The organism is Streptomyces sp. 11-1-2, from assembly GCF_003595545.1.
Classification (GTDB): domain Bacteria; phylum Actinomycetota; class Actinomycetes; order Streptomycetales; family Streptomycetaceae; genus Streptomyces; species Streptomyces hygroscopicus_B.
Window position 1 is genome coordinate 9,040,912 of the sequence record NZ_CP022545.1, and the last position, 22,872, is coordinate 9,063,783.

At 70.8% G+C, this 22,872-nt stretch carries 21 protein-coding genes; 14 read left to right on the forward strand and 7 right to left on the reverse strand.

Going from position 1 to position 22,872, the window contains the following annotated elements; translation table 11 throughout:
- Positions 1–58 precede the first annotated feature (58 nt).
- From yajC to CGL27_RS38890, 5 genes are all read left to right on the forward strand, one after another.
- A complete protein-coding gene (yajC, locus tag CGL27_RS38870) occupies positions 59–583 on the forward strand; it encodes a preprotein translocase subunit YajC (protein ID WP_119992293.1) in 525 nt (174 codons plus the stop codon).
- A 152-nt stretch (positions 584–735) separates the two neighbouring features.
- A complete protein-coding gene (secD, locus tag CGL27_RS38875) occupies positions 736–2,505 on the forward strand; it encodes a protein translocase subunit SecD (protein WP_119992294.1) in 1,770 nt (589 codons plus the stop codon).
- Position 2,506: 1 nt separating this feature from the next.
- Positions 2,507–3,628 carry a protein translocase subunit SecF gene (gene secF / locus CGL27_RS38880; protein ID WP_119992295.1) on the forward strand — a complete coding sequence of 374 codons (1,122 nt, stop codon included), beginning with the start codon at positions 2,507–2,509 and terminating at the stop codon, positions 3,626–3,628.
- Positions 3,629–3,644: 16 nt separating this feature from the next.
- Entirely contained in the window at positions 3,645–4,253 is a 609-nt protein-coding gene (locus tag CGL27_RS38885; protein WP_237298659.1) for an adenine phosphoribosyltransferase, read from the forward strand.
- Positions 4,254–4,449: 196 nt separating this feature from the next.
- A complete protein-coding gene (locus tag CGL27_RS38890; protein WP_119992296.1) occupies positions 4,450–6,981 on the forward strand; it encodes a bifunctional (p)ppGpp synthetase/guanosine-3',5'-bis(diphosphate) 3'-pyrophosphohydrolase in 2,532 nt (843 codons plus the stop codon).
- Positions 6,982–7,076: 95 nt separating this feature from the next.
- On the opposite strand, the gene CGL27_RS38895 is transcribed toward CGL27_RS38890, so the two are convergent.
- Both CGL27_RS38895 and CGL27_RS38900 read right to left on the reverse strand, forming a co-directional pair.
- Entirely contained in the window at positions 7,077–8,306 is a 1,230-nt protein-coding gene (locus CGL27_RS38895; RefSeq protein WP_078639872.1) for a DUF349 domain-containing protein, read from the reverse strand.
- 208 nt (positions 8,307–8,514) lie between these two features.
- Positions 8,515–9,381 carry a peptidylprolyl isomerase gene (locus tag CGL27_RS38900; protein WP_078639871.1) on the reverse strand — a complete coding sequence of 289 codons (867 nt, stop codon included), beginning with the start codon at positions 9,379–9,381 and terminating at the stop codon, positions 8,515–8,517.
- Positions 9,382–9,533: 152 nt separating this feature from the next.
- Between CGL27_RS38900 and CGL27_RS38905 the strand changes: the two genes are divergently transcribed.
- A complete protein-coding gene (locus CGL27_RS38905) occupies positions 9,534–10,250 on the forward strand; it encodes an MBL fold metallo-hydrolase (protein ID WP_119992297.1) in 717 nt (238 codons plus the stop codon).
- A 13-nt stretch (positions 10,251–10,263) separates the two neighbouring features.
- The gene (gene hisS, locus CGL27_RS38910; protein ID WP_078639869.1) at positions 10,264–11,526 is read left to right on the forward strand and encodes a histidine--tRNA ligase; all 1,263 of its coding nucleotides are present in this window, start codon (positions 10,264–10,266) and stop codon (positions 11,524–11,526) included.
- A 50-nt stretch (positions 11,527–11,576) separates the two neighbouring features.
- Here hisS and CGL27_RS38915 read toward each other — a convergent pair whose 3' ends face one another.
- On the reverse strand, positions 11,577–12,197 hold the full coding sequence (locus tag CGL27_RS38915) for a response regulator transcription factor (protein WP_119994766.1): 621 nt from the start codon (positions 12,195–12,197) through the stop codon (positions 11,577–11,579).
- A 29-nt stretch (positions 12,198–12,226) separates the two neighbouring features.
- Positions 12,227–12,730 (reverse strand): ATP-binding protein, encoded by a 504-nt coding sequence (locus CGL27_RS53650; protein ID WP_346345759.1) that lies wholly within the window; start codon positions 12,728–12,730, stop codon positions 12,227–12,229.
- A 233-nt stretch (positions 12,731–12,963) separates the two neighbouring features.
- Here CGL27_RS53650 and CGL27_RS53655 point away from each other — a divergent pair, with 233 nt between their 5' ends.
- The gene (locus tag CGL27_RS53655; RefSeq protein ID WP_346345760.1) at positions 12,964–13,224 is read left to right on the forward strand and encodes a hypothetical protein; all 261 of its coding nucleotides are present in this window, start codon (positions 12,964–12,966) and stop codon (positions 13,222–13,224) included.
- 235 nt (positions 13,225–13,459) lie between these two features.
- Here the strand turns inward: CGL27_RS53655 and CGL27_RS38925 are convergent, their stop codons facing one another.
- Positions 13,460–14,320 (reverse strand): ABC transporter permease, encoded by an 861-nt coding sequence (locus tag CGL27_RS38925; RefSeq protein ID WP_119992298.1) that lies wholly within the window; start codon positions 14,318–14,320, stop codon positions 13,460–13,462.
- Positions 14,317–15,189 (reverse strand): ABC transporter ATP-binding protein, encoded by an 873-nt coding sequence (locus CGL27_RS38930; protein ID WP_119992299.1) that lies wholly within the window; start codon positions 15,187–15,189, stop codon positions 14,317–14,319. The genes CGL27_RS38925 and CGL27_RS38930 overlap by 4 nt, the downstream gene beginning before the upstream one ends.
- Positions 15,190–15,374: 185 nt before the next feature.
- Here CGL27_RS38930 and CGL27_RS38935 point away from each other — a divergent pair, with 185 nt between their 5' ends.
- Together CGL27_RS38935 and CGL27_RS38940 are read left to right on the forward strand one after the other, a co-directional pair.
- Positions 15,375–16,031 (forward strand): vitamin K epoxide reductase family protein, encoded by a 657-nt coding sequence (locus CGL27_RS38935; RefSeq protein ID WP_119992300.1) that lies wholly within the window; start codon positions 15,375–15,377, stop codon positions 16,029–16,031.
- Positions 16,032–16,127: 96 nt separating this feature from the next.
- The gene (locus CGL27_RS38940; protein ID WP_078639865.1) at positions 16,128–17,516 is read left to right on the forward strand and encodes a replication-associated recombination protein A; all 1,389 of its coding nucleotides are present in this window, start codon (positions 16,128–16,130) and stop codon (positions 17,514–17,516) included.
- Positions 17,517–17,566: 50 nt separating this feature from the next.
- Here the strand turns inward: CGL27_RS38940 and CGL27_RS38945 are convergent, their stop codons facing one another.
- A complete protein-coding gene (locus CGL27_RS38945) occupies positions 17,567–18,469 on the reverse strand; it encodes a DUF2470 domain-containing protein (RefSeq protein ID WP_119992301.1) in 903 nt (300 codons plus the stop codon).
- A gap of 55 nt (positions 18,470–18,524) precedes the next feature.
- Here CGL27_RS38945 and rpsD point away from each other — a divergent pair, with 55 nt between their 5' ends.
- The 4 genes from rpsD to alaS all read left to right on the forward strand — a co-directional run bounded on the left by rpsD (position 18,525) and on the right by alaS (position 22,872).
- The gene (gene rpsD / locus CGL27_RS38950) at positions 18,525–19,136 is read left to right on the forward strand and encodes a 30S ribosomal protein S4 (protein ID WP_059146792.1); all 612 of its coding nucleotides are present in this window, start codon (positions 18,525–18,527) and stop codon (positions 19,134–19,136) included.
- Positions 19,137–19,415: 279 nt separating this feature from the next.
- Positions 19,416–19,862 carry a DUF948 domain-containing protein gene (locus CGL27_RS38955; protein WP_078639863.1) on the forward strand — a complete coding sequence of 149 codons (447 nt, stop codon included), beginning with the start codon at positions 19,416–19,418 and terminating at the stop codon, positions 19,860–19,862.
- Positions 19,863–19,870: 8 nt separating this feature from the next.
- A complete protein-coding gene (locus CGL27_RS38960; protein ID WP_078639862.1) occupies positions 19,871–20,200 on the forward strand; it encodes a DUF6167 family protein in 330 nt (109 codons plus the stop codon).
- Complete coding sequence (gene alaS / locus CGL27_RS38965; protein ID WP_119992302.1) at positions 20,200–22,872, forward strand: alanine--tRNA ligase; 2,673 nt, start codon at positions 20,200–20,202, stop codon at positions 22,870–22,872. The genes CGL27_RS38960 and alaS overlap by 1 nt, the downstream gene beginning before the upstream one ends.

The following is a 22,872-nucleotide window of genomic DNA, read 5'->3' on the forward strand; positions in this document are numbered from 1 at the left end:
ATACCCACCCCCGTAGACCAGGCCGCTCCCCGCGGTCGTGTGAAGGAATTTCCGTCCCGTGAATATCGTGACTCTCCTGCCGTTCATCGTGCTCATCGGGGCCATGTTCCTGATGACGCGTTCGGCCAAGAACAAGCAGCGCCAGGCCCAGCAGATGCGCAATGACATGCACCCGGGCACGGGCGTGCGGACCATTGGCGGCATGTACGCGACGGTCAAGGAGGTCCACGACGACACGGTCCTCCTCGAGGTGGCTCCCGGCGTGCACGCGATCTACGCGAAGAACTCCGTGGGAGCCGTCCTGGCGGACGCCGAGTACAACCGCATCGTGCACGGCATCGACCCCGACGAGGACGTCGACGCCGCCGACACCCCTGTCGTTCCCGACGACGCCTCCTCGCTGACCGAGGCCGCCGATGCCGGTGATGGCGACTCCTCCGCCGACAAGGCCGACGCGGCCGACGAGACGGACGAGAAGGCCGGGAAGACGGACGTCAAGAAGATCGACCTCGGCAAGGACGACGCCGCGACGGCGAGCATGTCCGAGGACGAGAAGCGGGACGGCGGCACCGACGCGAAGTAAGTCCGTCCCCCGGGAATCCGCGGCGCGCCCCCGTTTGGTGCGTCGCGGTTCCCTGAACGGTCTAGGCTCCGGCGGGGGCTCGTCCCCACAAGACTTCGTGGCCGCTCCGCGCACACCCGATGCGGGGCGGTTGGACAGGGAGATACGAGAAGGTGGCAGCACCGAAGAAGGGCCGCAGGTCCTCCGGGTCACAGGGCAGGCCCGGGCGCGCCTTGGCCGTCATCCTGATCGCCATCGTGGCGCTGACCGGAGGCATGTTCGTCTCCGGTCACACCACGCCGCGACTGGGTATCGATCTCGCGGGCGGCACCAGCTTCACGCTGGAGGCCAAGAACCAACCGGGCAAGCCCAACGCGATCAACACGGACAATATGAACACCGCCGTGAGCATCATCGAGCGGCGGGTCAACGGTCTGGGTGTGTCCGAGGCCGAGGTCCAGACGCAGGGCGAGAAGCACATCATCGTGAACATCCCCAAGGGGACGAACGCGAAGCAGGCCCGGCAGCAGGTCGGCACCACCGCCCAGCTCTACTTCCGGCCGGTGACCACGACCACCAGCGGCCAGAAGACGCCCGACCCCAGCTCCACCCCCAGCCCGTCCGCCAGCGCCAGCGGCAAGGGCGACGACAAGGGCGGCAAGCCGTCCGGCACGCCGTCGGCTTCCTCGTCCTCCTCGGCCAGCCCCAGCACCCAGGGGCGGGCCCTCTCCGAGGGACTGAAGGCCGACAAGAAGCCCGGCGAGACCCCCTCGCCGTCGAACACCCCGAAGCCCGACCCGTCCAAGAGCCCGTCCGGTTCCGCCGGCCAGCAGGAGCTGGCCAAGCAGTTCGCGAACCTGGACTGCACCAAGCCGGCCGCACGCGCCGCGGCGGCCGACAAGGCGGCCAACGCCAAGCCGAGCGACCCCGTGCTGGCCTGCAGCGAGAAGGGCGACTCCAAGTTCGTCCTCGGCCCCTCCGAGGTCGAGGGCACCGACGTGGACGACGCCTCCGCGGTCTTCGAGAGCCAGAACGGAGCGGGCTGGATCGTCCAGCTCGACTTCAACGGCAAGGGCTCCAAGAAGTTCGCCAAGACCACCGGCGAGCTCACCACCAAGCAGTCCCCGCAGAACCGCTTCGCGATCGTCCTGGACGGCGAGGTCGTCTCCGACCCCGAGGTCACCCAGGGCGCCATCACCGGCGGCCGGGCCACCATCTCCGGCGGCTTCACCCAGCAGAGCTCCGAGGACCTGGCCAACGTGCTGTCCTACGGTGCGCTCCCGCTGTCCTTCGACATCGCGGACGAGACCACCGTCTCCGCCGCGCTCGGCGGTGAGCAGCTGGACGCCGGTCTGGTCGCAGGTGCCATCGGCCTCGCGCTGGTCGTGATCTACCTGGTCGTCTACTACCGCGGTCTCGCCCTCGTGGCCATGGCCAGCCTCGGCGTCTCCGCGATCCTGACGTACACGATCATGGTGCTGCTCGGCCCGGGCATCGGCTTCGCGCTGAACCTGCCGGCGGTCTGCGGTGCGATCGTGGCCATCGGTATCACCGCCGACTCGTTCATCGTCTACTTCGAACGGATCCGCGACGAGATCCGGGAGGGCCGCTCGCTGCGCCCCGCCGTCGAGCGCGGCTGGCCGCGGGCCCGGCGCACCATCCTGGTGTCGGACTTCGTGTCGTTCCTGGCCGCCGCGGTGCTCTACATCGTCACCGTCGGCAAGGTGCAGGGCTTCGCCTTCACCCTGGGGCTCACCACGCTGCTCGACGTCGCCGTGGTGTTCCTCTTCACCAAGCCGCTGATGACGATCCTCGCCCGCCGCCCGTTCTTCGGGAACGGCCATTCGTGGTCCGGACTGGACCCCAAGCGCCTCGGGGTCACGCCGCCGCTGCGCCGTCGCCGTCCCGCCGCCCCCGGCCCCGCCGACACAAAGGAGGCGTGAGATGTCGCGACTCGGCACTCTCGGCGCCAGGCTCTACCGAGGCGAGGTCGGCTACGACTTCGTCGGCAAGCGGAAGCTCTGGTACGGCATCTCGATACTGATCACCATCACGGCCATCGTTGGCCTGGCGGTGCGCGGCCTGAACATGGGCATCGAGTTCTCCGGCGGCGCGGTCTTCACCACCCCGAACACCAAGGTCTCGGCCTCCGATCTGCGCCAGACGGCGGAGGACGCGTCCGGCGGCCACACCGTCGTCGTCCAGGAGCTCGGCCGGGGCGGTCTGCGGATCCAGATCAGCGAGCTGGGTACCAAGGAGGCCCTGCCGGTCCAGGAGAACCTCGCCAAGGAGCTGGGCGTCAAGACCAGCAAGATCGACACTCAGCTGGTCGGCCCGAGCTGGGGCGAGCAGATCGCCAGCAAGGCCTGGCAGGGTCTGGCGATCTTCATGGTGCTGGTGGTGATCTATCTCGCCATCGCCTTCGAATGGCGGATGGCGCTGGCCGCCCTGATCGCCCTGATTCACGACCTCACCATCACCGTCGGTGTCTACGCACTGGTCGGCTTCGAGGTCACCCCGGGCACCGTGATCGGTCTGCTGACGATCCTCGGTTATTCGCTCTACGACACCGTCGTGGTCTTCGACGGTCTCAAGGAAGCGTCGAAGGACATCACCAAGCAGACCCGCTTCACCTACAGCGAAATCGCCAACCGCAGCCTCAACTCGACCCTGGTGCGGTCCATCAACACCACGATCGTCGCGCTGCTGCCGGTCGGCGCGCTGCTGTTCATCGGTGGCGGTCTGCTCGGCGCGGGCATGCTCAACGACATCTCCCTGGCGCTCTTCGTCGGTCTCGCCGCCGGTGCGTACTCCTCGATCTTCATCGCGACCCCGCTGGTCGCCGATCTGAAGGAGCGCGACCCGAAGATGAAGGCGCTCGCCAAGCGGGTCAAGGCCAAGCGTGCCGCGTCCGCCAAGGCCGAGGCCGCCGACTCGTCGTCCGACGAGGAGGACACCCCCGACCTGGAGGACGCCGCCGCGGCCCCCGCCGGGGTCGTCGGCCAGCGCCGCCAGCCCGCCGCCCGTAACCGGGGGCGCGGCCGGCCGTCGGGCAAGCGGCGATGAGCGGGGGAGCCCGACGATGACCGAGACGACGAAGACCACGGCGGACAGTCCCGACGGCAGGCCCGACGGATCCGGCGCGGCCGCCGCCGAGGAGCTGCGCACACTGCTCCTCAGTCGGATCCAGGACGTGCCGGACTACCCCGAGCCGGGCGTGATGTTCAAGGACATCACCCCGCTGCTCGCCGACGCCACCGCCTTCGGCGCGCTCACCGAAGCGCTCGCCGAGCTGTGCGTCCGGCACCGGGCGGACAAGGTGGTGGGCCTGGAGGCGCGCGGCTTCATCCTCGCCGCCCCGGCCGCCGTCCGCGCCGGAATCGGTTTCGTACCGGTCCGCAAGGCCGGCAAGCTCCCCGGGGCGACGCTCGGCCAGGCGTACGAGCTGGAGTACGGCACCGCCGAGATCGAGATACACGCCGACGCGCTGGAGCCCGGCGACCGGGTCCTGGTGATCGACGACGTACTGGCCACCGGCGGCACCGCCGAGGCGTCCCTGCAGCTCATCCGGCGGGCCGGCGCCCAGATCGCCGGGGTCGCCGTGCTGCTGGAGCTCGGCTTCCTCGACGGCCGCGGCCGTCTGCTGGCCGCGCTGGACAGCGCCCCGCTGGAGGCCCTGATCACGGTCTGAGCCGGAGCACGGGCCCGCACACCGGGCCGGGAAGACCGCCGGAGGGCGGGGACCGCGCACCGCAGGTCCCCGCCCTCCGCCATGCCGTCACATGCCCCCGTCATGCCCGGCTTGGCGGTCGGCAGGCAAGTGGAGTGGCGGGATCGATACCATGGCAGCCTGACCTTTCGAGGTCCGGACCGCTTGAGGAGTGCTCTTGCCAGACGAGGCCCAGCCGCTCTCGCCCAACGTCCGTCCGGGCGGAACCCCCTCCGCACAGCCGGACGCGCCCACCGCCGCCGAGCCGACGGCGGCCTCCGGCGTGCCCAAGAACAGCGGCGACAGCCCGGTCCGGCGCGGCCCCGAGCAGACGAGCCCGAAGCCCGCCACGGGCCGCTCCAGCAACCTGCCCGCCACCACGCCCCCCGCGCGCCCCGTACAGAGCCCCGCGCCCCGCTCCGGCTCCTCCAACCGCGTCCGGGCCCGCCTGGCGCGCCTCGGCGTCCAGCGCTCCAGCCCGTACAACCCGGTGCTGGAGCCGCTGCTGCGGATAGTGCGCGCCAACGACCCCAAGGCGGAAGCCTCGACGCTGCGCCAGATCGAGCGCGCGTACCAGGTGGCCGAGCGCTGGCACCGCGGCCAGAAGCGCAAGAGCGGCGATCCGTACATCACCCACCCCCTCGCGGTGACCACGATCCTGGCCGAGCTGGGTATGGATCCGGCCACTTTGATGGCCGGGCTGCTGCATGACACCGTCGAGGACACCGAGTACGGCCTGGACACCCTGCGCCGGGACTTCGGCGACCAGGTCGCCCTGCTCGTCGACGGCGTCACCAAGCTGGACAAGGTCAAGTTCGGCGAGGCGGCCCAGGCCGAGACCGTGCGCAAGATGGTCGTCGCCATGGCCCGGGACCCCCGGGTGCTGGTCATCAAGCTCGCCGACCGGCTGCACAACATGCGCACCATGCGCTACCTCAAGCGGGAGAAGCAGGAGAAGAAGGCCCGCGAGACCCTCGAGATCTATGCCCCGCTCGCCCACCGCCTGGGCATGAACACCATCAAATGGGAGCTGGAGGACCTCGCTTTCGCGATCCTCTACCCCAAGATGTACGACGAGATCGTGCGGCTGGTCGCCGAGCGGGCCCCCAAGCGCGACGAGTACCTGGCCGTCGTCACCTACCAGGTCCAGGGCGATCTGCGGGCGGCGCGGATCAAGGCGACCGTCACCGGCCGACCGAAGCACTACTACTCCGTCTACCAGAAGATGATCGTGCGCGGCCGCGACTTCGCCGAGATCTACGACCTGGTGGGCATCCGGGTGCTCGTCGACACCGTCCGCGACTGCTACGCGGCTCTCGGGACCATCCACGCGCGGTGGAACCCGGTGCCCGGGCGGTTCAAGGACTACATCGCGATGCCCAAGTTCAACATGTACCAGTCGCTGCACACGACGGTCATCGGGCCCAGCGGCAAGCCGGTCGAGCTGCAGATCCGCACCTTCGACATGCACCGCCGCGCCGAGTACGGCATCGCCGCGCACTGGAAGTACAAGCAGGAGGCGGTGGCCGGCGCGTCCAAGGTGCGCACCGATGTGCCCCGTAAGGCGGGCAAGGACGACGCCGTCAACGACATGGCGTGGCTGCGGCAGCTCCTGGACTGGCAGAAGGAGACCGAGGACCCGGGCGAGTTCCTGGAGTCCCTGCGCTTCGACCTGTCCCGCAACGAGGTCTTCGTCTTCACGCCCAAGGGCGACGTCATAGCGCTTCCGGCCGGGGCCACCCCGGTCGACTTCGCGTACGCCGTGCACACCGAGGTCGGCCACCGCACCATCGGGGCGCGGGTCAACGGGCGGCTGGTGCCGCTGGAGTCGACCCTCGACAACGGCGACCTGGTGGAGGTCTTCACCTCCAAGGCGGCGGGCGCCGGGCCGTCCCGCGACTGGCTGGGCTTCGTCAAGTCGCCCCGCGCCCGTAACAAGATCCGCGCCTGGTTCTCCAAGGAGCGCCGCGACGAGGCCATCGAACAGGGCAAGGACGCGATCGTCCGGGCGATGCGCAAGCAGAACCTGCCCATCCAGCGGATCCTGACCGGGGACTCGCTGGTCACCCTCGCCCATGAGATGCGCTACCCCGACATCTCCGCGCTCTACGCCGCCATCGGCGAGGGTCATGTCTCCGCGCAGAGCGTGGTGCAAAAGCTCGTCCAGGCGCTCGGCGGCGAGGAGGCGGCCAACGAGGACATCGCCGAGACCGCCCCGCCCATCCGTCGCACCAAGCGCCGCTCCAGCGCCGATCCGGGCGTCGTGGTCAAGGGCGTCGAGGATGTGTGGGTCAAGCTGGCCCGCTGCTGTACGCCGGTCCCCGGCGACCCCATCATCGGCTTCGTCACCCGCGGCAGCGGCGTCTCCGTGCACCGCGCCGACTGTGTCAACGTGGACTCGCTCTCCCAGCAGCCCGAGCGCATCCTCGACGTCGAATGGGCACCCACCCAGTCGTCGGTCTTCCTGGTCGCCATCCAGGTCGAGGCGCTGGACCGGTCCCGGCTGCTGTCGGACGTCACCCGCGTGCTGTCCGACCAGCACGTCAACATCCTCTCGGCGGCCGTGCAGACCTCCCGTGACCGGGTGGCCACCTCGCGCTTCACCTTCGAGATGGGCGACCCCAAGCATCTGGGCCACGTCCTGAAGGCCGTACGGGGCGTCGAGGGCGTCTACGACGTCTACCGGGTCACCTCGGCCCGCGCCCGCTGAGAAAACGCGCCCGCTGAGCACACGACGGCGGCGGCCCCCGGCGCTTTCGCACCGGGGGCCGCCGTCGTCGTATCGGCCGGATCAGCGGATCGGCATCAGCCGCCGAACTCCTGCAAACCCTTCAGAGCCTGGTCCAGCAGCGCCTGCCGGCCCTCGAGCTCCTTGGAGAGCTTGTCGGCCTTCGCGTTGTTCCCCGCCGCGCGGGCCGCGTCGATCTGCCTGCGCAGCTTGTCGACGGCGTCCTGCAACTGGCCGGTGAGCCCCTGGGCGCGCGCCCGCGCCTCGGGGTTGGTCCGCCGCCACTCCGCCTCCTCGGCTTCCTGGATGGCGCGCTCCACCGCGTGGATCCGGCCCTCGATCCGGGCCCGGGCGTCCCTCGGCACATGGCCGACGGCCTCCCACCGCTCGTTGACCGACCGGAAGGCCGCGCGGGCCGCCTTCAGGTCCGAGATCGGCAGCAGCTTCTCGGCCTCGACGACGAGCTCCTCCTTGCGGGTGAGATTCTCCCGCTGCTCGGCGTCGCGCTCCGCGAAGACCTCACTGCGCCCCTGGAAGAAGATGTCCTGCGCACCGCGGAAGCGGTTCCACAGGTCCTCCTCGGCCTCGCGCTGCGCACGGCCCGCGGCCTTCCAGTCCGCCATCAGCTCCCGGTACCGGGCCGCGGTCGGACCCCAGTCGGTGGAGCCGGAGAGCGCCTCGGCCTCGGCGACCAGCTTCTCCTTGGTCTGACGGGCCTCCTCGCGCTGTGCGTCCAGGGCCGCGAAATGCGCCTTGCGGCGCTTGGAGAACGCCGAGCGGGCGTGCGAGAAGCGGTGCCACAGCTCGTCGTCCGTCTTGCGGTCCAGACGCGGCAGGCCCTTCCAGGTGTCCACCAGGGCGCGCAGCCGCTCCCCGGCCGCCCGCCACTGCTCGCTGGCGGCCAGCTGCTCGGCCTCGGCGACCAGGTCCTCCTTGGCCCTGCGGGCCTCGTCGGCCTGGACCGCCTTGGCCGCCTTGCGCTGCTCGCGGCGGGCCTCGACGTCACCGGCGAGCTTGTCGAGCCGTTTCCTCAGCGCGTCCAGATCGCCGACCACGTGATGCTCGTCGAGCTGGTGCCGGATGTGGTCGATGGCCGCCGTCGCGTCCTTGGCCGACAGATCGGTGGTCTTGACCCGGCGCTCGAGGAGACCGATCTCGACGACCAGACCGTCGTACTTGCGCTCGAAGTAGGCGAGGGCCTCTTCCGGCGATCCCGCCTGCCACGATCCGACGACCTGCTCACCGTCGGCCGTACGCACGTATACGGTCCCCGCCTCGTCGACGCGGCCCCAAGGCTCGCTGCTCACAGCGCCTCCTCCACATGATGCCGGGGCGGGCGCGCGGCCCGCCGGCATCGTCCACAGTTTCTTCCGGCCGGGATGCGCCCTGGCCGGTCTCACGGCAGGGTGGCGGCCTCCGGGGCAGGCACCCTACACAACGCCAACATAGGCGACCGGTGCCCCGGCTGTCCGTATCCTGCGCGACCGAAATTTCGCAGTACGCGCGTCGGCGACCTCAGGACTTGCCGACCGTCGCCTTGTTGATCACGACGCTGGCGTTGGGGGCGGTGTTCATCGTCTGGTCCGGGGCTCCCGCCCCGGCGTCGGCGATCTTCTTCAGGACCTTCATCCCGGCCTTGTCCACGGTGCCGAAGGGCGTGTAGTAGGGCGGGAGCTCGCTCTCCTTGTAGACCAGGAAGAACTGGCTGCCGCCGGTGTTCTTGCCCTGCTTGGTCTGCGGGTTGTACTGGTTGGCCATGGCGACGGTCCCGGCCGGGTACTTGCCGCTCTTGACCGAGGGGTCCTTCAGGTTCTCGTCCGGGAGGGTGTAGCCGGGGCCGCCCGCGCCGGTGCCCTGCGGATCACCGCACTGCAGCACGTAGATCCCCGAGTTCACCAGCCGGTGGCACTTGGTGTGGTCGAAGTAGCCCTCGCCCGCCAGGAAGCTGAAGGAGTTGACCGTGTGCGGCGCCTTGCCGGCGTCCATGGCCACGGAGATGTCCCCGCAGGTCGTCTCCAGCTTCATCGTGTAGGAGGCCGACTTGTCGACCGTGAGCGCCGGCTCCTTCTTCCACGACAGCTTCTTCGGCTTCTTGCCGGCGACCGCCTTCGCCTCCTTGGCACAGGGGTCCGGCGCCTTGCTGGTGGGGGCGGCCGAGGGGGTGCCGGACGCGGCGGCGTCGTCCTTCGTCTTGTCCTTGTCGCTTCCGGACAGCGCGCCGGTGGCCGCGATGGCACCGCCACCGGCCAGGACCACGGCCAGCACGGCGGCGATCACGACATTGCGCTGGCGCGTCTTGTGCCGGGCGGATTCGCGCCGCTGCTGCTGGCGAAGGTACTTCTCCCGGGCGAGTTGCCGCCGCCGCTGCTCGTTACTGACCACCGGGTCGTCTCCTCAAGGCGTGTGCCGTCAGTGTCCTGCTGTTGTGCGTGAGGGCTCGGCCGTACCGTATACGGGTTCGCTGTGGTGGGGGCGCCGCCGGTAGGCTCTGAAGCCGCCGACAATCTTCCACCGGACGACTTTTAAGGACGATCGTGCTCATTGCCGGGTTCCCCGCCGGGGCCTGGGGGACCAATTGCTATCTGGTCGCCCCCGCCGCCGGTGAGGAGTGCGTGATCATCGACCCGGGCCATCAGGCGGCCCAAGGCGTCGCGGAGGCGGTCGCCAAGCACCGGCTCAAGCCCGTCGCCGTCGTCCTCACCCACGGCCATATCGACCATGTCGCCTCGGTCGTCCCGGTCTGCGGCGCGCATGACGTACCGGCCTGGATCCACCCGTCCGACCGCTACATGATGAGCGACCCCGAGAAGGCATTCGGGCGCTCCATCGGCATGCCGCTGATGGGCGAACTCACCGTGGGCGAGCCGGACGACGTCAAGGAGCTGGCCGACGGCGCCGAGCTGAAGCTGGCCGGTCTCGAGCTCACCGTCGCGCACACCCCGGGCCATACCAAGGGGTCGGTGACCTTCCGGATGCCCGAGCAGGCGGACGTCCCGTCCGTCTTCTTCGCGGGCGATCTGCTTTTCGCCGGCTCCATCGGACGCACCGATCTGCCCGGCGGCGATCACGCCGAGATACTCGAGTCGCTGGCCCGTGTGGTCCTGCCGCTCGACGACTCGACCGTGGTGCTGTCCGGCCATGGCCCCCAGACCAGCATCGGCCGTGAGCGCGCCACCAACCCGTATCTGCGCGAGGTGGCCGCCGGCCTGGGAGACGGCGCGCAGCGCCCGGCTCCGCGACGAGGAATGTGACGAGAGACTTCCGTTGAGCACCTTCAAAGCCCCCCGGGGCACGTATGACCTGATCCCGCCGGCCTCCGCGGCGTACCTGGCGGTGCGCGAGGCGATCGCCGCACCGCTCAAGCGCTCCGGCTACGGCTATATCGAGACCCCCGGTTTCGAGAACGTGGAGCTCTTCGCGCGCGGCGTCGGCGAGTCCACCGACATCGTGACCAAGGAGATGTACACCCTCACCACCAAGGGCGGCGACGAGCTCGCGCTGCGCCCCGAGGGCACCGCCTCGGTGCTGCGCGCCGCCCTGGAGGCCAATCTGCACAAGGCCGGATCACTGCCGGTCAAGCTCTGGTACTCGGGCTCGTACTACCGCTACGAGCGGCCGCAGAAGGGCCGCTACCGCCACTTCTCGCAGGTCGGCGCGGAGGCGATCGGCGCCGAGGACCCGGCCCTGGACGCCGAGCTGATCATCCTTGCCCACGACGCGTACCGCTCGCTGGGGCTGCGCGACTTCCGCATCCTGCTGAACTCGCTGGGCGACGCCACCTGCCGCCCCGTCTACCGGGCCGCCCTCCAGGACTTCCTGCGCGGCCTCGACCTGGACGAGGACACCCGGGCGCGCGTCGAGATCAACCCGCTGCGGGTGCTGGACGACAAGCGCGAGGCGGTGCGCGAGCAGCTGACCGGCGCCCCGCTGCTGCGCGACTACCTGTGCGAGGAGTGCAAGGCGTACCACGCGGAGGTCCGCGAGCTGATCACCGCGCGGGGCGTGGCCTTCGAGGACGACGCGAAGCTGGTGCGCGGCCTGGACTACTACACCCGCACCACCTTCGAGTTCGTCCACGACGGGCTGGGCTCGCAGTCCGCGGTCGGCGGCGGCGGCCGCTACGACGGGCTGTCCGAGATGATCGGCGGCCCGGCGCTGCCCTCGGTGGGCTGGGCGCTCGGCGTCGACCGTACGGTGCTGGCGCTGGAGGCCGAGGGCATCGAGCTGAACCTCCCCGATGCCGTCAGCGTCTTCGCGGTGCCGCTGGGGGAGGAGGCCAGGAAGGTCCTCTTCGGCGTGGTAGGCGAACTCCGCACGGCGGGTGTCGCCACGGACTTCGCCTACGGCGGCAAGGGCCTGAAGGCCGCGATGAAGGCGGCCAACCGCAGCGGTGCGCGCTACGCGATCGTGGCCGGCGAGCGCGACCTCGCCGAGGACGTGGTCCAGCTGAAGGACATGGAGTCCGGCGAGCAGGCGCCGGTGCCCCTCGCCGAGGTGGTCGAGGCGATCCACTCGCGCCTCGCCTGAGCGACGCCCGAAGGGGGCCCGGGGATTCCCCGGGCCCCCTTTCGCTGCCCCTACAGCAGCCCCAGCCGCATCGCGCTGGTGACCGCCGCGGTGCGGTCGTCCACGCCCAACTTGCCGAAGGCCCGGAGCAGATGGGTCTTCACCGTCGATTCGCCGATGAACAGACGTCGTCCGATCTCCGCATTGGTGCACCCCTGCGCGACCAGCCGCAGCACGGCCGTCTCCCGCTCGGAGAGCCGGGGGCGCTCGGGCCGGTCGCGCAGCTGGTCCATGAGCCGGGCGGCGACGGACGGGGCCAGGACCGTCTCGCCGCGAGCGGCGGAGCGTACGGCCTCGGCCAGTTCGGCACGGGCCATGTCCTTGAGCAGATAGCCCGCCGCGCCCGCCTCCACCGCGCGCAGGATGTCCCCGTCCGTCTCGTACGTGGTCAGCACGATCACGCGGGACGGCAGCCCGGCGGCGGTCATCCGCGCGATCGACTCCACCCCGCCACCATCCGGCATCCGCAGGTCCATCAGCACCACATCGGGCCGCAGCGAGGCGCACAGCGCCTCCGCCCGCGGCCCGCTGTCCGCATCGCCGACGACCGTCAGATCGGGTTCCGCGCCGAGCATGCCGCGCAGCCCCTCCCGTACCACCGGGTGGTCGTCCGCGATCAGGATCCGGATCACCGTGCGCTCCTCGTTCATGCCGTCGGCGTTCATGGCGTCGGCCGGGTGGGATGGGGGGACGGGGCGGTCGGCTGGACGGGCAGTTCGAGCGCGACCGTCGTGCCCTCGCCCGGGGCGGCAGCCACCTCCGCCGTGCCGCCCACCTCGCCTGCCCGTGCGCGCAGCCCGGCCAGGCCGTAGCCCTCGCGCGGGGAGCGCGGGTCGAAGCCACGGCCGGTGTCCCGGACCCGCAGCCGCAGCGCGTCCTCGCCATAGCCGAGCGCGACGGTGACGGCGGCGCCCGGCCCCGCGTGCCGACGGGCGTTTGACAGCGCCTCCTGGCAGCCGCGCAGCGCCACCACCTCCACGGCGGCGGGCAGCGGCCGGACCGCCCCCGAGACCTCGACGCGGGCGGGGGAGCCGGTCTGCTCCCCGTGCCGCACGGCCAGCCGCCGCAGCGCGTCGGGAAGTGAACTGCCGTCCAGGTCGGCCGGGCCAGCCCCGGCGACCAGGGCGCGGGCCTCCGCGAGGTTCTCCCGGGCCGTATGGGCCATAAGGCCTAAGGCGGCGGGCCAGCGGCATATCGTGGTCCAGCTCCGACTCCACGGCCTGAACGAGCATCACCAGGCTGGTGAAGCCCTGGGCGAGGGTGTCGTGGATCTCCCGGGTCAGCCGCTCGCGCTCCGCGAGGGCGCCGTGCGCGATCGACAGCCGGGCCACCTCCTCGCGGCTGGCGTCCAGTTCGGCGATCAGCCGGGCGCGCTCGGTGCTCTGCTGGAGGACCATGATGATCCAGCTGCCGATGATCAGCGAGAAGGCCCATGAGACGGCCGCGAAGAGGGAGTTGAAGAACAGAACCCCGGAATCCGGCCGCTCCACGAGCGCCCAGACCACCACCGGGACGACGTTGATCACGGTGACGGCGATCAGCGCCCTGCGCATCCGCAGCAGCATGAAGCACTGGGGCGTCAGCGCGAAGATGGCGATCCGGGTCTCCCCGACCAGCGCCGCGGGCACCACGAACAGCAGGAACAGCCCCACCAGATAGACCAGCGCGCGGGACTGGTCCTCGCCTTCCGTCAGCAGTACCGGCCGGCCCACCAGCACATACCACGGCGCGGTCGCGGCGAAGAAGGCCGCCGCGACCGCGCGCGGTCCGGTCCCGGGGGCCGATCCGCTCAGGACGAACAGGAAGGTGGCCGCGAACACGATCGCGAAATAAACGTCCCAGCGGCGGTAGGTGTGGTTGTACACGTCCGGATCGCGAGGGCCGGCCGGTTCGCTCAGCCGTCCCGGTGGCTCTTCCAACGGAAAGTCAGCAGACACAGCACCAATCCTCCGACGCACCACGCGCCCAGCACCAGGGCGATCCGCCCGTACTCCCAGGAGCCCGCCTGCTCCAGCACGGCCGCCGACTCCGGCAGGAACACACCTCGGAACCCCTGGCACATCCACTTCAGCGGGAAGAGGGCAGCCACGTTCAGCATCCAGTCCGGCAGCGTGTCGATCGAGATGAAGACGCCGGAGATGAACTGCAGCACCAGGAACGGCAGGACCACCACCGAAGTGGCGCTCTTACCGGAGCGCGGCACACTGCTGATCGCGATGCCCAGCAGCGCACAGCCGGTCAGTCCGAGGGCGAAGACCCAGGCGAAGGTGAACCACGTGGCCGCCCCCGTGGGCAGATCGAGGTCGAAGAGCGCGGCGCCGACGGCCAGCAGCAGCACCGTCTCGGCGATCCCGGAGACCAGGACCAGCCACAGCTTGCCGAGGAAGTACGCGGCCGGGGGCATCGGCGTACCGCGCAGCCGCCGCAGCACCTTCTCGTCCCGTTCGAGCGCGATGGAGACGCCCAGCGACTGGAAGCTGGTCGACATCACCCCCGACGCGATCATCGCCGCGGCGTACAGCTGAGAGGCGGTCACGCCCGCGCCCCGCACATCGTTCCGGAAGATCGAGGCGAACAGGGACAGGAAGACGACGGGGAAGGCGAAGGTGAAAACCACCTGTTCGCGCTGGCGGAAGAACTGCCTGAGCTCGAGGGCGCCCCGGTGCAGCCCGAGGGTCCAGGCGCCGGGCAGCCGCGCGGGGGCGGCCGCGGCGGTGCGCCGGGCACCGGAGGAGGTGGTGCTCGTGGTGGTCATCGCGTGCCCTCCCCGGGCTGCTCGTCGAGTTGTCCGGTGAGCCGCAGATAGACGTCCTCCAGGGTCGGCCGGGAGATCCGTAGCCCCGGAATCTCCCCGTCGAAGCGGCGCATCAGCTCCGCGACGGTACGGGTCGGGGTCTCCGTCTCCTCCTGGCGCGCCCCGTCGCCGGGCTCGATCCAGTGGACCGTCGCCCGGCTACCGTGCCGCTCGCGCAGTTCGGCGGGTGCGCCCTCGGCGACGACCTTGCCCGCGGCGATGACCGCCAGCCGGTCGGACAGCGCCTCCGCCTCGTCGAGATAGTGCGTGGTGAGCACGATCGTGGTGCCCTCGTCCGCCAACCGCCTGATCAGCTCCCAGAACCGCCGCCGCGCCGCCGGGTCGAAGCCCGTCGTCGGCTCGTCCAGCAGCAACAGCTCCGGATCGCCGATCACCCCGAGGGCCACGTCCAGACGGCGCCGCTGGCCGCCCGACAGCGCCTTGATCCGGCTGCCCGTCTTGGCCTCCAGGCCGACCAGGCCGATGACCTCGTCGGGGTCGCGCGGGCGCGGGTAGTAGCGGGCGAAATGCCGCACGGTCTCCCGCACCGTCAACTCGGCCGGGGCGGATTCATCCTGCCAAACGATGCCGATCCGGGAACGCCATTCCCGTCCCCCGGAGGCGGGATCCCGGCCCAGCACCGTGACCTCCCCCGCGTCCCGGCTCCGATGGCCCTGGAGGATCTCCACCGTGGTGCTCTTGCCCGCCCCGTTGGGCCCCAGGACGCCGAACACCTCACCCTGCCGAATGCCCAGGTCAACGCCGTCCAACGCGGTCACCGCGCCATAGCGCTTGCGCAGCCCGCGCACCCGTATCGCTTCGTCTGCCATATCCATGAGCGTGAGGGTGCCGCGCTCGTCCCGGGGACGACCGGGAAGCCCGTCTTATGTCCTCCGAACGGGGGACAGGGCACCATGGCATGGCCTGGATGAGCGGGCCGTACGGCGGGGGTGGGTGCGGCACAATGGCCGTGCCCGACGGGGCTGAACACGGTGGAGAGCGACGGACGGCGAGTATGGCGACGACAGTGATGGACGACGTGGAGTCCGGCGAGGCGCGGGAGGGCGCGCGGACCGGGACGGGGGGCAGCCGCGCCTTCGCCCTTCTGCTCGTGATCACCGGTGCGCTGGGGCTCCTCGCGGCCTGGGTCATCACGATCGACAAGAACAAGATCCTCGAGTACAAGGCCGACGGTAAGGTCTTCACGCCCGGCTGCAGCCTCAACCCCGTCGTCTCCTGCGGCAACATCATGGAGAGCGACCAGGCGCAGGCGTTCGGCTTCCCGAACCCGATGCTCGGCCTGGTCGCCTACGCCATCGTGATCTGCGTGGGCATCACCCTGCTGACCGGGGCGCGCTTCCCGCGCTGGTACTGGCTGACCTTCAACGCGGGCACGCTCTTCGGCGTCGGCTTCGTGACCTGGCTGCAGTACGAGTCGCTGTACGTCATCGGCTCGCTGTGCCTGTGGTGCTGCCTCGCCTGGGTCGCCACCATCGTGATGTTCTGCTACGTCACCGGCCACAACCTCAAGCACGGATACCTTCCCGCGCCGGACGGCCTGCGGCGCGGGCTCATGGAGTTCCACTGGGTGGTCCCGGTGATGTGGATCGGCGTCATCGGAATGCTGATCCTCACCCGCTGGTGGGACTTCTGGACGGGCGCTCAGGGCTGAAGCCCGCCCTTTCCGAACCCTGGGCCCGGCGGCTGAACCCCCGAGCCCGGCGGCGGTCCGACGGCGTTGTCACAGGGTTGGCATAGGCTTCCCGTCGTGGAGCCAGACCTGTTCACCGCCGCCGCAGAGGACCGCCAGGAGAAGGATCCGGCCAGCAGCCCGCTGGCCGTGCGGATGCGTCCGCGCACCCTCGACGAGGTCGTGGGCCAGCAGCATCTGCTGCGCCCCGGATCGCCGCTGCGCCGGCTCGTGGGCGAGGGGGGCGGCGGTCCGGCCGGGCCGTCGTCGGTGTTCCTGTGGGGCCCGCCGGGGATCGGTAAGACGACGCTGGCGTATGTGGTCAGCCAGGCCACCCAGAAGCGCTTCGTCGAGCTGTCGGCCATCACCGCGGGGGTCAAGGAGGTCCGGGCCGTCATCGACGGCGCGCGCCGCTCCTCCGGGGCGTACGGGCGGGACACCGTCCTCTTCCTGGACGAGATCCACCGCTTCAGCAAGGCCCAGCAGGACTCGCTGCTGCCCGCCGTGGAGAACCGCTGGGTGACGCTGATCGCGGCCACCACCGAGAATCCGTACTTCTCCGTGATCTCCCCGCTGCTCTCCCGCTCGCTGCTGCTCACCCTGGAGCCGCTGACCGACGACGATCTGCGCGGGCTGCTGCATCGCGCGCTCACCGACGAGCGCGGGCTCGGCGGAGCGGTCACCCTCCCCGAGGACGCCGAGGCGCATCTGCTGCGCATAGCGGGCGGCGACGCCCGGCGGGCGCTCACCGCGCTGGAGGCGGGCGCCGGGGCGGCCCTGGACAAGGGCGAGGCGGAGGTCACCCTCACCTCGCTGGAGGAGGCGGTCGACCGGGCCGCGGTGAAGTACGACCGCGCGGGCGACCAGCACTACGACGTGGCCAGCGCCCTCATCAAGTCCATCCGCGGCTCGGATGTGGACGCGGCGCTGCACTATCTGGCCCGGATGATCGAGGCGGGGGAGGACCCGCGGTTCATCGCCCGTCGGCTGATGATCTCGGCGAGCGAGGACATCGGCCTCGCCGATCCGACCGCCCTGCCCACCGCCGTGGCCGCGGCGCAGGCGGTCGCCCTGATCGGCTTCCCGGAGGCCGCGCTCACCCTGAGCCATGCCACGATCGCCCTGGCGCTCGCGCCCAAGTCCAACGCCGCGACGACGGCGATCGGCGCGGCGCTGGCGGATGTGCGGGCGGGCCTGGCCGGGCCGGTGCCGCCGCATCTGCGTGACGGCCACTACCAGGGCGCCAAGAAGCTCGGCCACGCACAGGGCTATCTCTACCCGCACGATCTGCCGGGCGGGATCGCGGCGCAGCAGTACGCACCGGACAAGATCCACGGCAAGCGGTACTACGAGCCCACGCGGTACGGCGCCGAGGCGCGGTACGCGGATGTGGTGGAGCGGGTGCGGGCGCGGCTGCGGGGCGACCCGCCGCCGTCCGCCGACGGTCCGGCCCCGGCCTCGTCGTAGCGGCCCGGCCCGCGGCCGCCGCACCCGCGCCGGTCACCCCACTCGCAGGCTCAGCTCGTCGCCGCGTCGAACAGGGCGTGCATCGCGTACCGCAGCTCGGTCACGTTCCGCACCGGCTCGGGGAAGTCGAAGCGCGCGTCGAACGGCCGGTCCGCCTCGTCCGTGAAGCGCACCCGCAGACCGAAGCGGTCCAGGGCCACCGGGGTGGCCGCGCCCCGGGTGCAGACCACGCCGGAGCGGTCGCCGAGCAGTGCGCACAGCCCGCGCACCTGCTCGCTGTGGGCGGCGTGCAGATGCTGGAGCAGATCGGCCTCGTGCCGCACGAGCGGATCGGGGTCGGCGGTCGTGAAGTCGTCCGGCTCGATGCCGTCCGCGCCCCACAGGTCGTCCACGCACGCCTCGCCGACCTCCAGCCGCAGCAGCGTCCAGGCGGCTCTCCCGGCGGGCCCCACGCCGGCGGCCGGCTCACCGGACCGCCGGGGCCGCGGCGCCTGGTCGAGGCCGAGCAGTTCGCCCACCGGATGCCGCTCGGCCAGCAGCGCCGCCGCGGCGCGCGTGCGCTCACCGCAGGGGACGGGGGTGAGCCAGCCGGCCACCCAGGCGCGGCCGCGGATCCGCTGGGGCATCGCGACGGGGGCGACGTCGGTGATCTCCATCACGCAGGTCAGCTCGTCGTCCTGGGCGTGTGCGGCGGCCCGGGCGGCGGGGGAGCCGCTGGGGACGAGCAGCAGCACATCTCCGTCCGGGGCGACCGTCCGGGCGGCCGGACAGTCGGCCCCCAGGTCATCCAGGGCCTCGATTCCGGGAATCGTCAACGAAGCCGTAGCCTTGGATTCAACGAGAGTACGTACGCGCTCTGCCGCCGACGGCCGCAGGGCGTCTTCCTTGGGACGCGGCTGACCCTCCTCGGGGCTCTGACCAGTGCTGGGCAGGGGGATCCCAGGTCGAAACATGCGTTCTCCTCGGCTAAGGTAAGGCTCACCTAACTTACATGGAGGTTCGTTCCCCGTGAACCAGTCGCGTCCCAAGGTCAAGAAGTCGCGGGCGCTGGGCATTGCTCTGACCCCGAAGGCCGTCAAGTACTTCGAGGCTCGCCCGTACCCGCCGGGTGAGCACGGCCGTGGCCGCAAGCAGACCAGTGACTACAAGGTCCGGCTGCTGGAGAAGCAGCGCCTGCGCGCCCAGTACGACATCAGCGAGCGCCAGATGGCCCGTGCCTACGACCGCGCTCGGAAGGCCGGAGGCAAGACGGGCGAGGCTCTGGTCATCGAGCTCGAGCGCCGTCTGGACGCGCTCGTCCTGCGGTCGGGCATCGCCCGCACCATCTACCAGGCCCGCCAGATGGTCACCCACGGCCACATCGAGGTCAACGGCCGTAAGGTCGACAAGCCGTCCTTCCGGGTCCGCCCGGACGACGTGGTGATGGTCCGCGAGCGCAGCCGCGACAAGCACCCCTTCCAGGTGGCGCGCGAGGGTGGTTACGCCCCCGACGGCGAGACCCCGCGCTACCTCCAGGTCAACCTGATGGCGCTCGCCTTCCGCCTCGACCGGGACCCCAACCGCAAGGAGATTCCGGTCATCTGCGACGAGCAGCTCGTCGTCGAGTACTACGCCCGCTGATCCAGCGGAGCGCACAGTACCCAGCCAAGCCCGCGGGTTCCCCTCGACGCCGGTCGACGGGGAACCCGCGGGCTTGTCCGATGGCGGACCCGGGAGCGCGCCCGGTGGCCGTTATCCGTTTCGGGTGCGCGTCCGTGGCGCGATAAGGTCGATACCTGCCGCCCGCGCCCGGATACCGCCCGAGAGCGGCGGGCGACGAACGACCCGAACGACGAGCGATCACGACGAGCACGATCAACACGACCAACGACGACGAGCGGCGACAGGGAGCGGTGCGACGTGTCCGGTGGAGAGGTGGCCGGGATCCTCGTGGCCGTCTTCTGGGCGATCCTGGTGTCCTTCCTCGCCCTGGCGCTGGTGAGGCTGGCCCAGACGCTCAAGGCGGCCACCAGGCTGCTGGCGGAGGTCACCGATCAGGCGGTTCCGCTGCTCAGCGAGGCGTCCGCGACCGTGCGCGAGGCCAACACCCAGCTCGCCCGGGTGGATTCCATCGCCTCCGACGTCCAGGAGGTCACCTCCAACGCCTCCGCGCTCTCCTCGACCGTCTCCACCGCCTTCGGCGGTCCGCTGGTCAAGGTGGCCGCGTTCGGCTACGGCGTCCGGCGGGCGATCGGCCGCAAGGGGCGAGCGGAGGACGAGCCCGCGCCCGCGCGCACCGTCGTCATCGGCAAGACCCTGCCGTCCGCCCGCTGGGGCGGCCGTCGCAACCGTGGATCGAAGGGCTGACAGACCGGATGTTCCGCCGCACATTCTGGTTCACCACCGGCGTCGCCGCCGGAGTGTGGGCCACCACCAAGGTCAACCGCAAGCTCAACCAGCTCACCCCGGAGAGTCTGGCGGCGCAGGCCGCCGACCGCGCGGTGCTGGCGGGCCGGCGGATCAAGGTCTTCGCCCTCGACGTACGGGACGGCATGGCCGACCGCGAGGCCGCGCTCAAGGACGCGCTCGGGCTCTCGGCGCCACCGCCGGACGACCGCAAGCAGCTCCCGGCCCAGCGGGGCCGGACCCAGCTCACCCACACCACTCCCCACAAGCTCCACAAAGCCGGAAATGAGGACCACTGATGGAGTCGGCTGAAATCCGCCGCCGCTGGCTGCGCTTCTTCGAGGAGCGCGGGCACACCGTCGTGCCGTCGGCGTCGCTCATCGCGGACGACCCGACGCTGCTGCTGGTCCCCGCGGGCATGGTCCCCTTCAAGCCGTACTTCCTCGGCGAGGTCAAGCCGCCCTTCGACCGCGCCGTCAGCGTGCAGAAGTGCGTGCGCACCCCGGACATCGAAGAGGTCGGCAAGACCACCCGCCACGGCACCTTCTTCCAGATGTGCGGGAACTTCTCGTTCGGCGACTACTTCAAGGAAGGCGCCATCACGTACGCCTGGGAGCTGCTGACCAGCTCCCAGGAGGAGGGCGGCTACGGCCTCGACCCCGAGCGGCTGTGGATCACCGTCTACGAGCAGGACGACGAGGCCGAGCGCATCTGGCGCGAGGTGATCGGCGTCCCCGCCGAGCGCATCCAGCGCCTGGGCATGGGCCCGAACTACTGGTCCATGGGCGTTCCCGGCCCCTGCGGCCCCTGCTCCGAGATCAACTACGACCGTGGTCCGGAGTTCGGCGAGGAGGGCGGCCCGGCCGTCAACGACGAGCGCTACGTGGAGATCTGGAACCTGGTCTTCATGCAGTACGAGCGCGGTGCGGGCGAGGGCAAGGAGAACTTCCCGATCCTCGGCGAGCTGCCCAGCAAGAACATCGACACCGGCCTCGGCCTCGAGCGCCTCGCGATGATCCTGCAGGGCGTACGGAACATGTACGAGACCGACACCCTGCGCGTCGTCATGGACAAGGCCACCGAGCTGACCGGGGTCGCCTACGACGCCGCCCATGACTCCGACGTCTCGCTGCGCGTGGTCGCCGACCATATGCGCACCTCCGTCATGCTCATCGGCGACGGCGTCACCCCCGGCAACGAGGGCCGCGGCTATGTGCTGCGCCGCATCATGCGCCGAGCCATCCGCAACATGCGCATCCTCGGCGCCACCGAGCCGGTCGTCGGCGAGCTGGTCGACGTCGTCCTCAAGACGATGGGCCAGCAGTACCCGGAGCTGCTGACCGACCGCAAGCGCATCGAGACCGTCGCCCTCGCCGAGGAGTCGGCCTTCCTCAAGACGCTCAAGGCCGGCACCAACATCCTCGACACCGCCGTCACCGACACCAAGGCCGCCGGTGGCGGCGTGCTCGCCGGTGACAAGGCGTTCCTGCTCCACGACACCTGGGGCTTCCCGATCGACCTCACCCTCGAGATGGCCGCCGAACAGGGCCTCTCGGTGGACGAGGCGGGCTTCCGCCGGCTGATGAAGGAGCAGCGGGAGCGCGCCAAGGCCGACGCCAGGGCCAAGAAGACCGGCCACGCCGACCTGTCCGCCTACCGCGAGGTGGCCGACAGCTCCGGTCTCACCGAGTTCACCGGCTACAGCCACACCGAGGGCGAGTCCACCATCGTGGGCCTGCTGGTCGACGGGGTGTCCTCGCCCGCCGCCACCGAGGGCGACGAGGTCGAGGTCGTCCTGGACCGCACCCCGTTCTACGCCGAGGGCGGCGGCCAGCTCGCCGACACCGGCCGGATCAAGCTGGACACCGGCGCCGTGGTGGAGGTCCGGGACGTCCAGCAGCCGGTGCCCGGCGTCAGCGTGCACAAGGGCGTCGTCCAGGTCGGCGAGGTGACGGTCGGCGCCGGTGCCCACGCCCGGATCGACATCACGCGCCGCCGCGCCATCGCCCGCGCCCACAGCGCCACCCACCTCACCCACCAGGCGCTGCGCGACGCCCTGGGCCCGACCGCCGCCCAGGCCGGTTCGGAGAACTCGCCCGGCCGCTTCCGCTTCGACTTCGGCTCGCCGGCCGCCGTGCCCGGCGGGGTGCTCATGGACGTCGAGCAGAAGATCAACGAAGTGCTCTCGCGTGAACTCGACGTCTCCGCCGAGGTGATGAGCATGGACGAGGCCAAGAAGCAGGGCGCCATCGCCGAGTTCGGCGAGAAGTACGGCGACCGGGTGCGCGTGGTGACCATCGGCGACTTCTCCAAGGAGCTGTGCGGTGGCACGCATGTGCACAACACCGCCCAGCTGGGTCTGGTGAAGCTGCTCGGCGAATCCTCCATCGGCTCCGGTGTGCGCCGCGTCGAGGCTCTGGTGGGCGTGGACGCCTACAACTTCCTCGCCCGTGAGCACACGGTCGTCTCCCAGCTCACCGACCTGGTCAAGGGCCGCCCCGAGGAGCTCCCGGAGAAGATCTCCGGCATGCTGAGCAAACTCAAGGAGGCCGAGAAGGAGATCGAGCGGTTCCGCGCCGAGAAGGTGCTGCAGGCCGCCGCCGGTCTCGCCCAGGGCGCCAAGGACGTCCGGGGCACGGCCCTGGTCGCCGCCAAGGTGCCGGACGGCACCTCCGCCGACGATCTGCGCAAGCTGGTCCTGGACGTGCGCGGCCGCATCCCGGGCGACCGCCCCGCCGTCGTCGCCCTCTTCACCGTGGCGGGCGGCCGTCCGCTGACCGTGATCGCCACCAATGAGGCCGCCCGTGAGCGCGGTCTCAAGGCCGGTGACCTGGTCCGCACCGCCGCCAAGACGCTCGGCGGCGGAGGCGGCGGCAAGCCGGACGTGGCCCAGGGCGGCGGCCAGAACCCGGACGCCGTCGGCGAGGCCATCGAGGCCGTCGAGCGGCTTGTCGCGGACTCGGACCGGTAG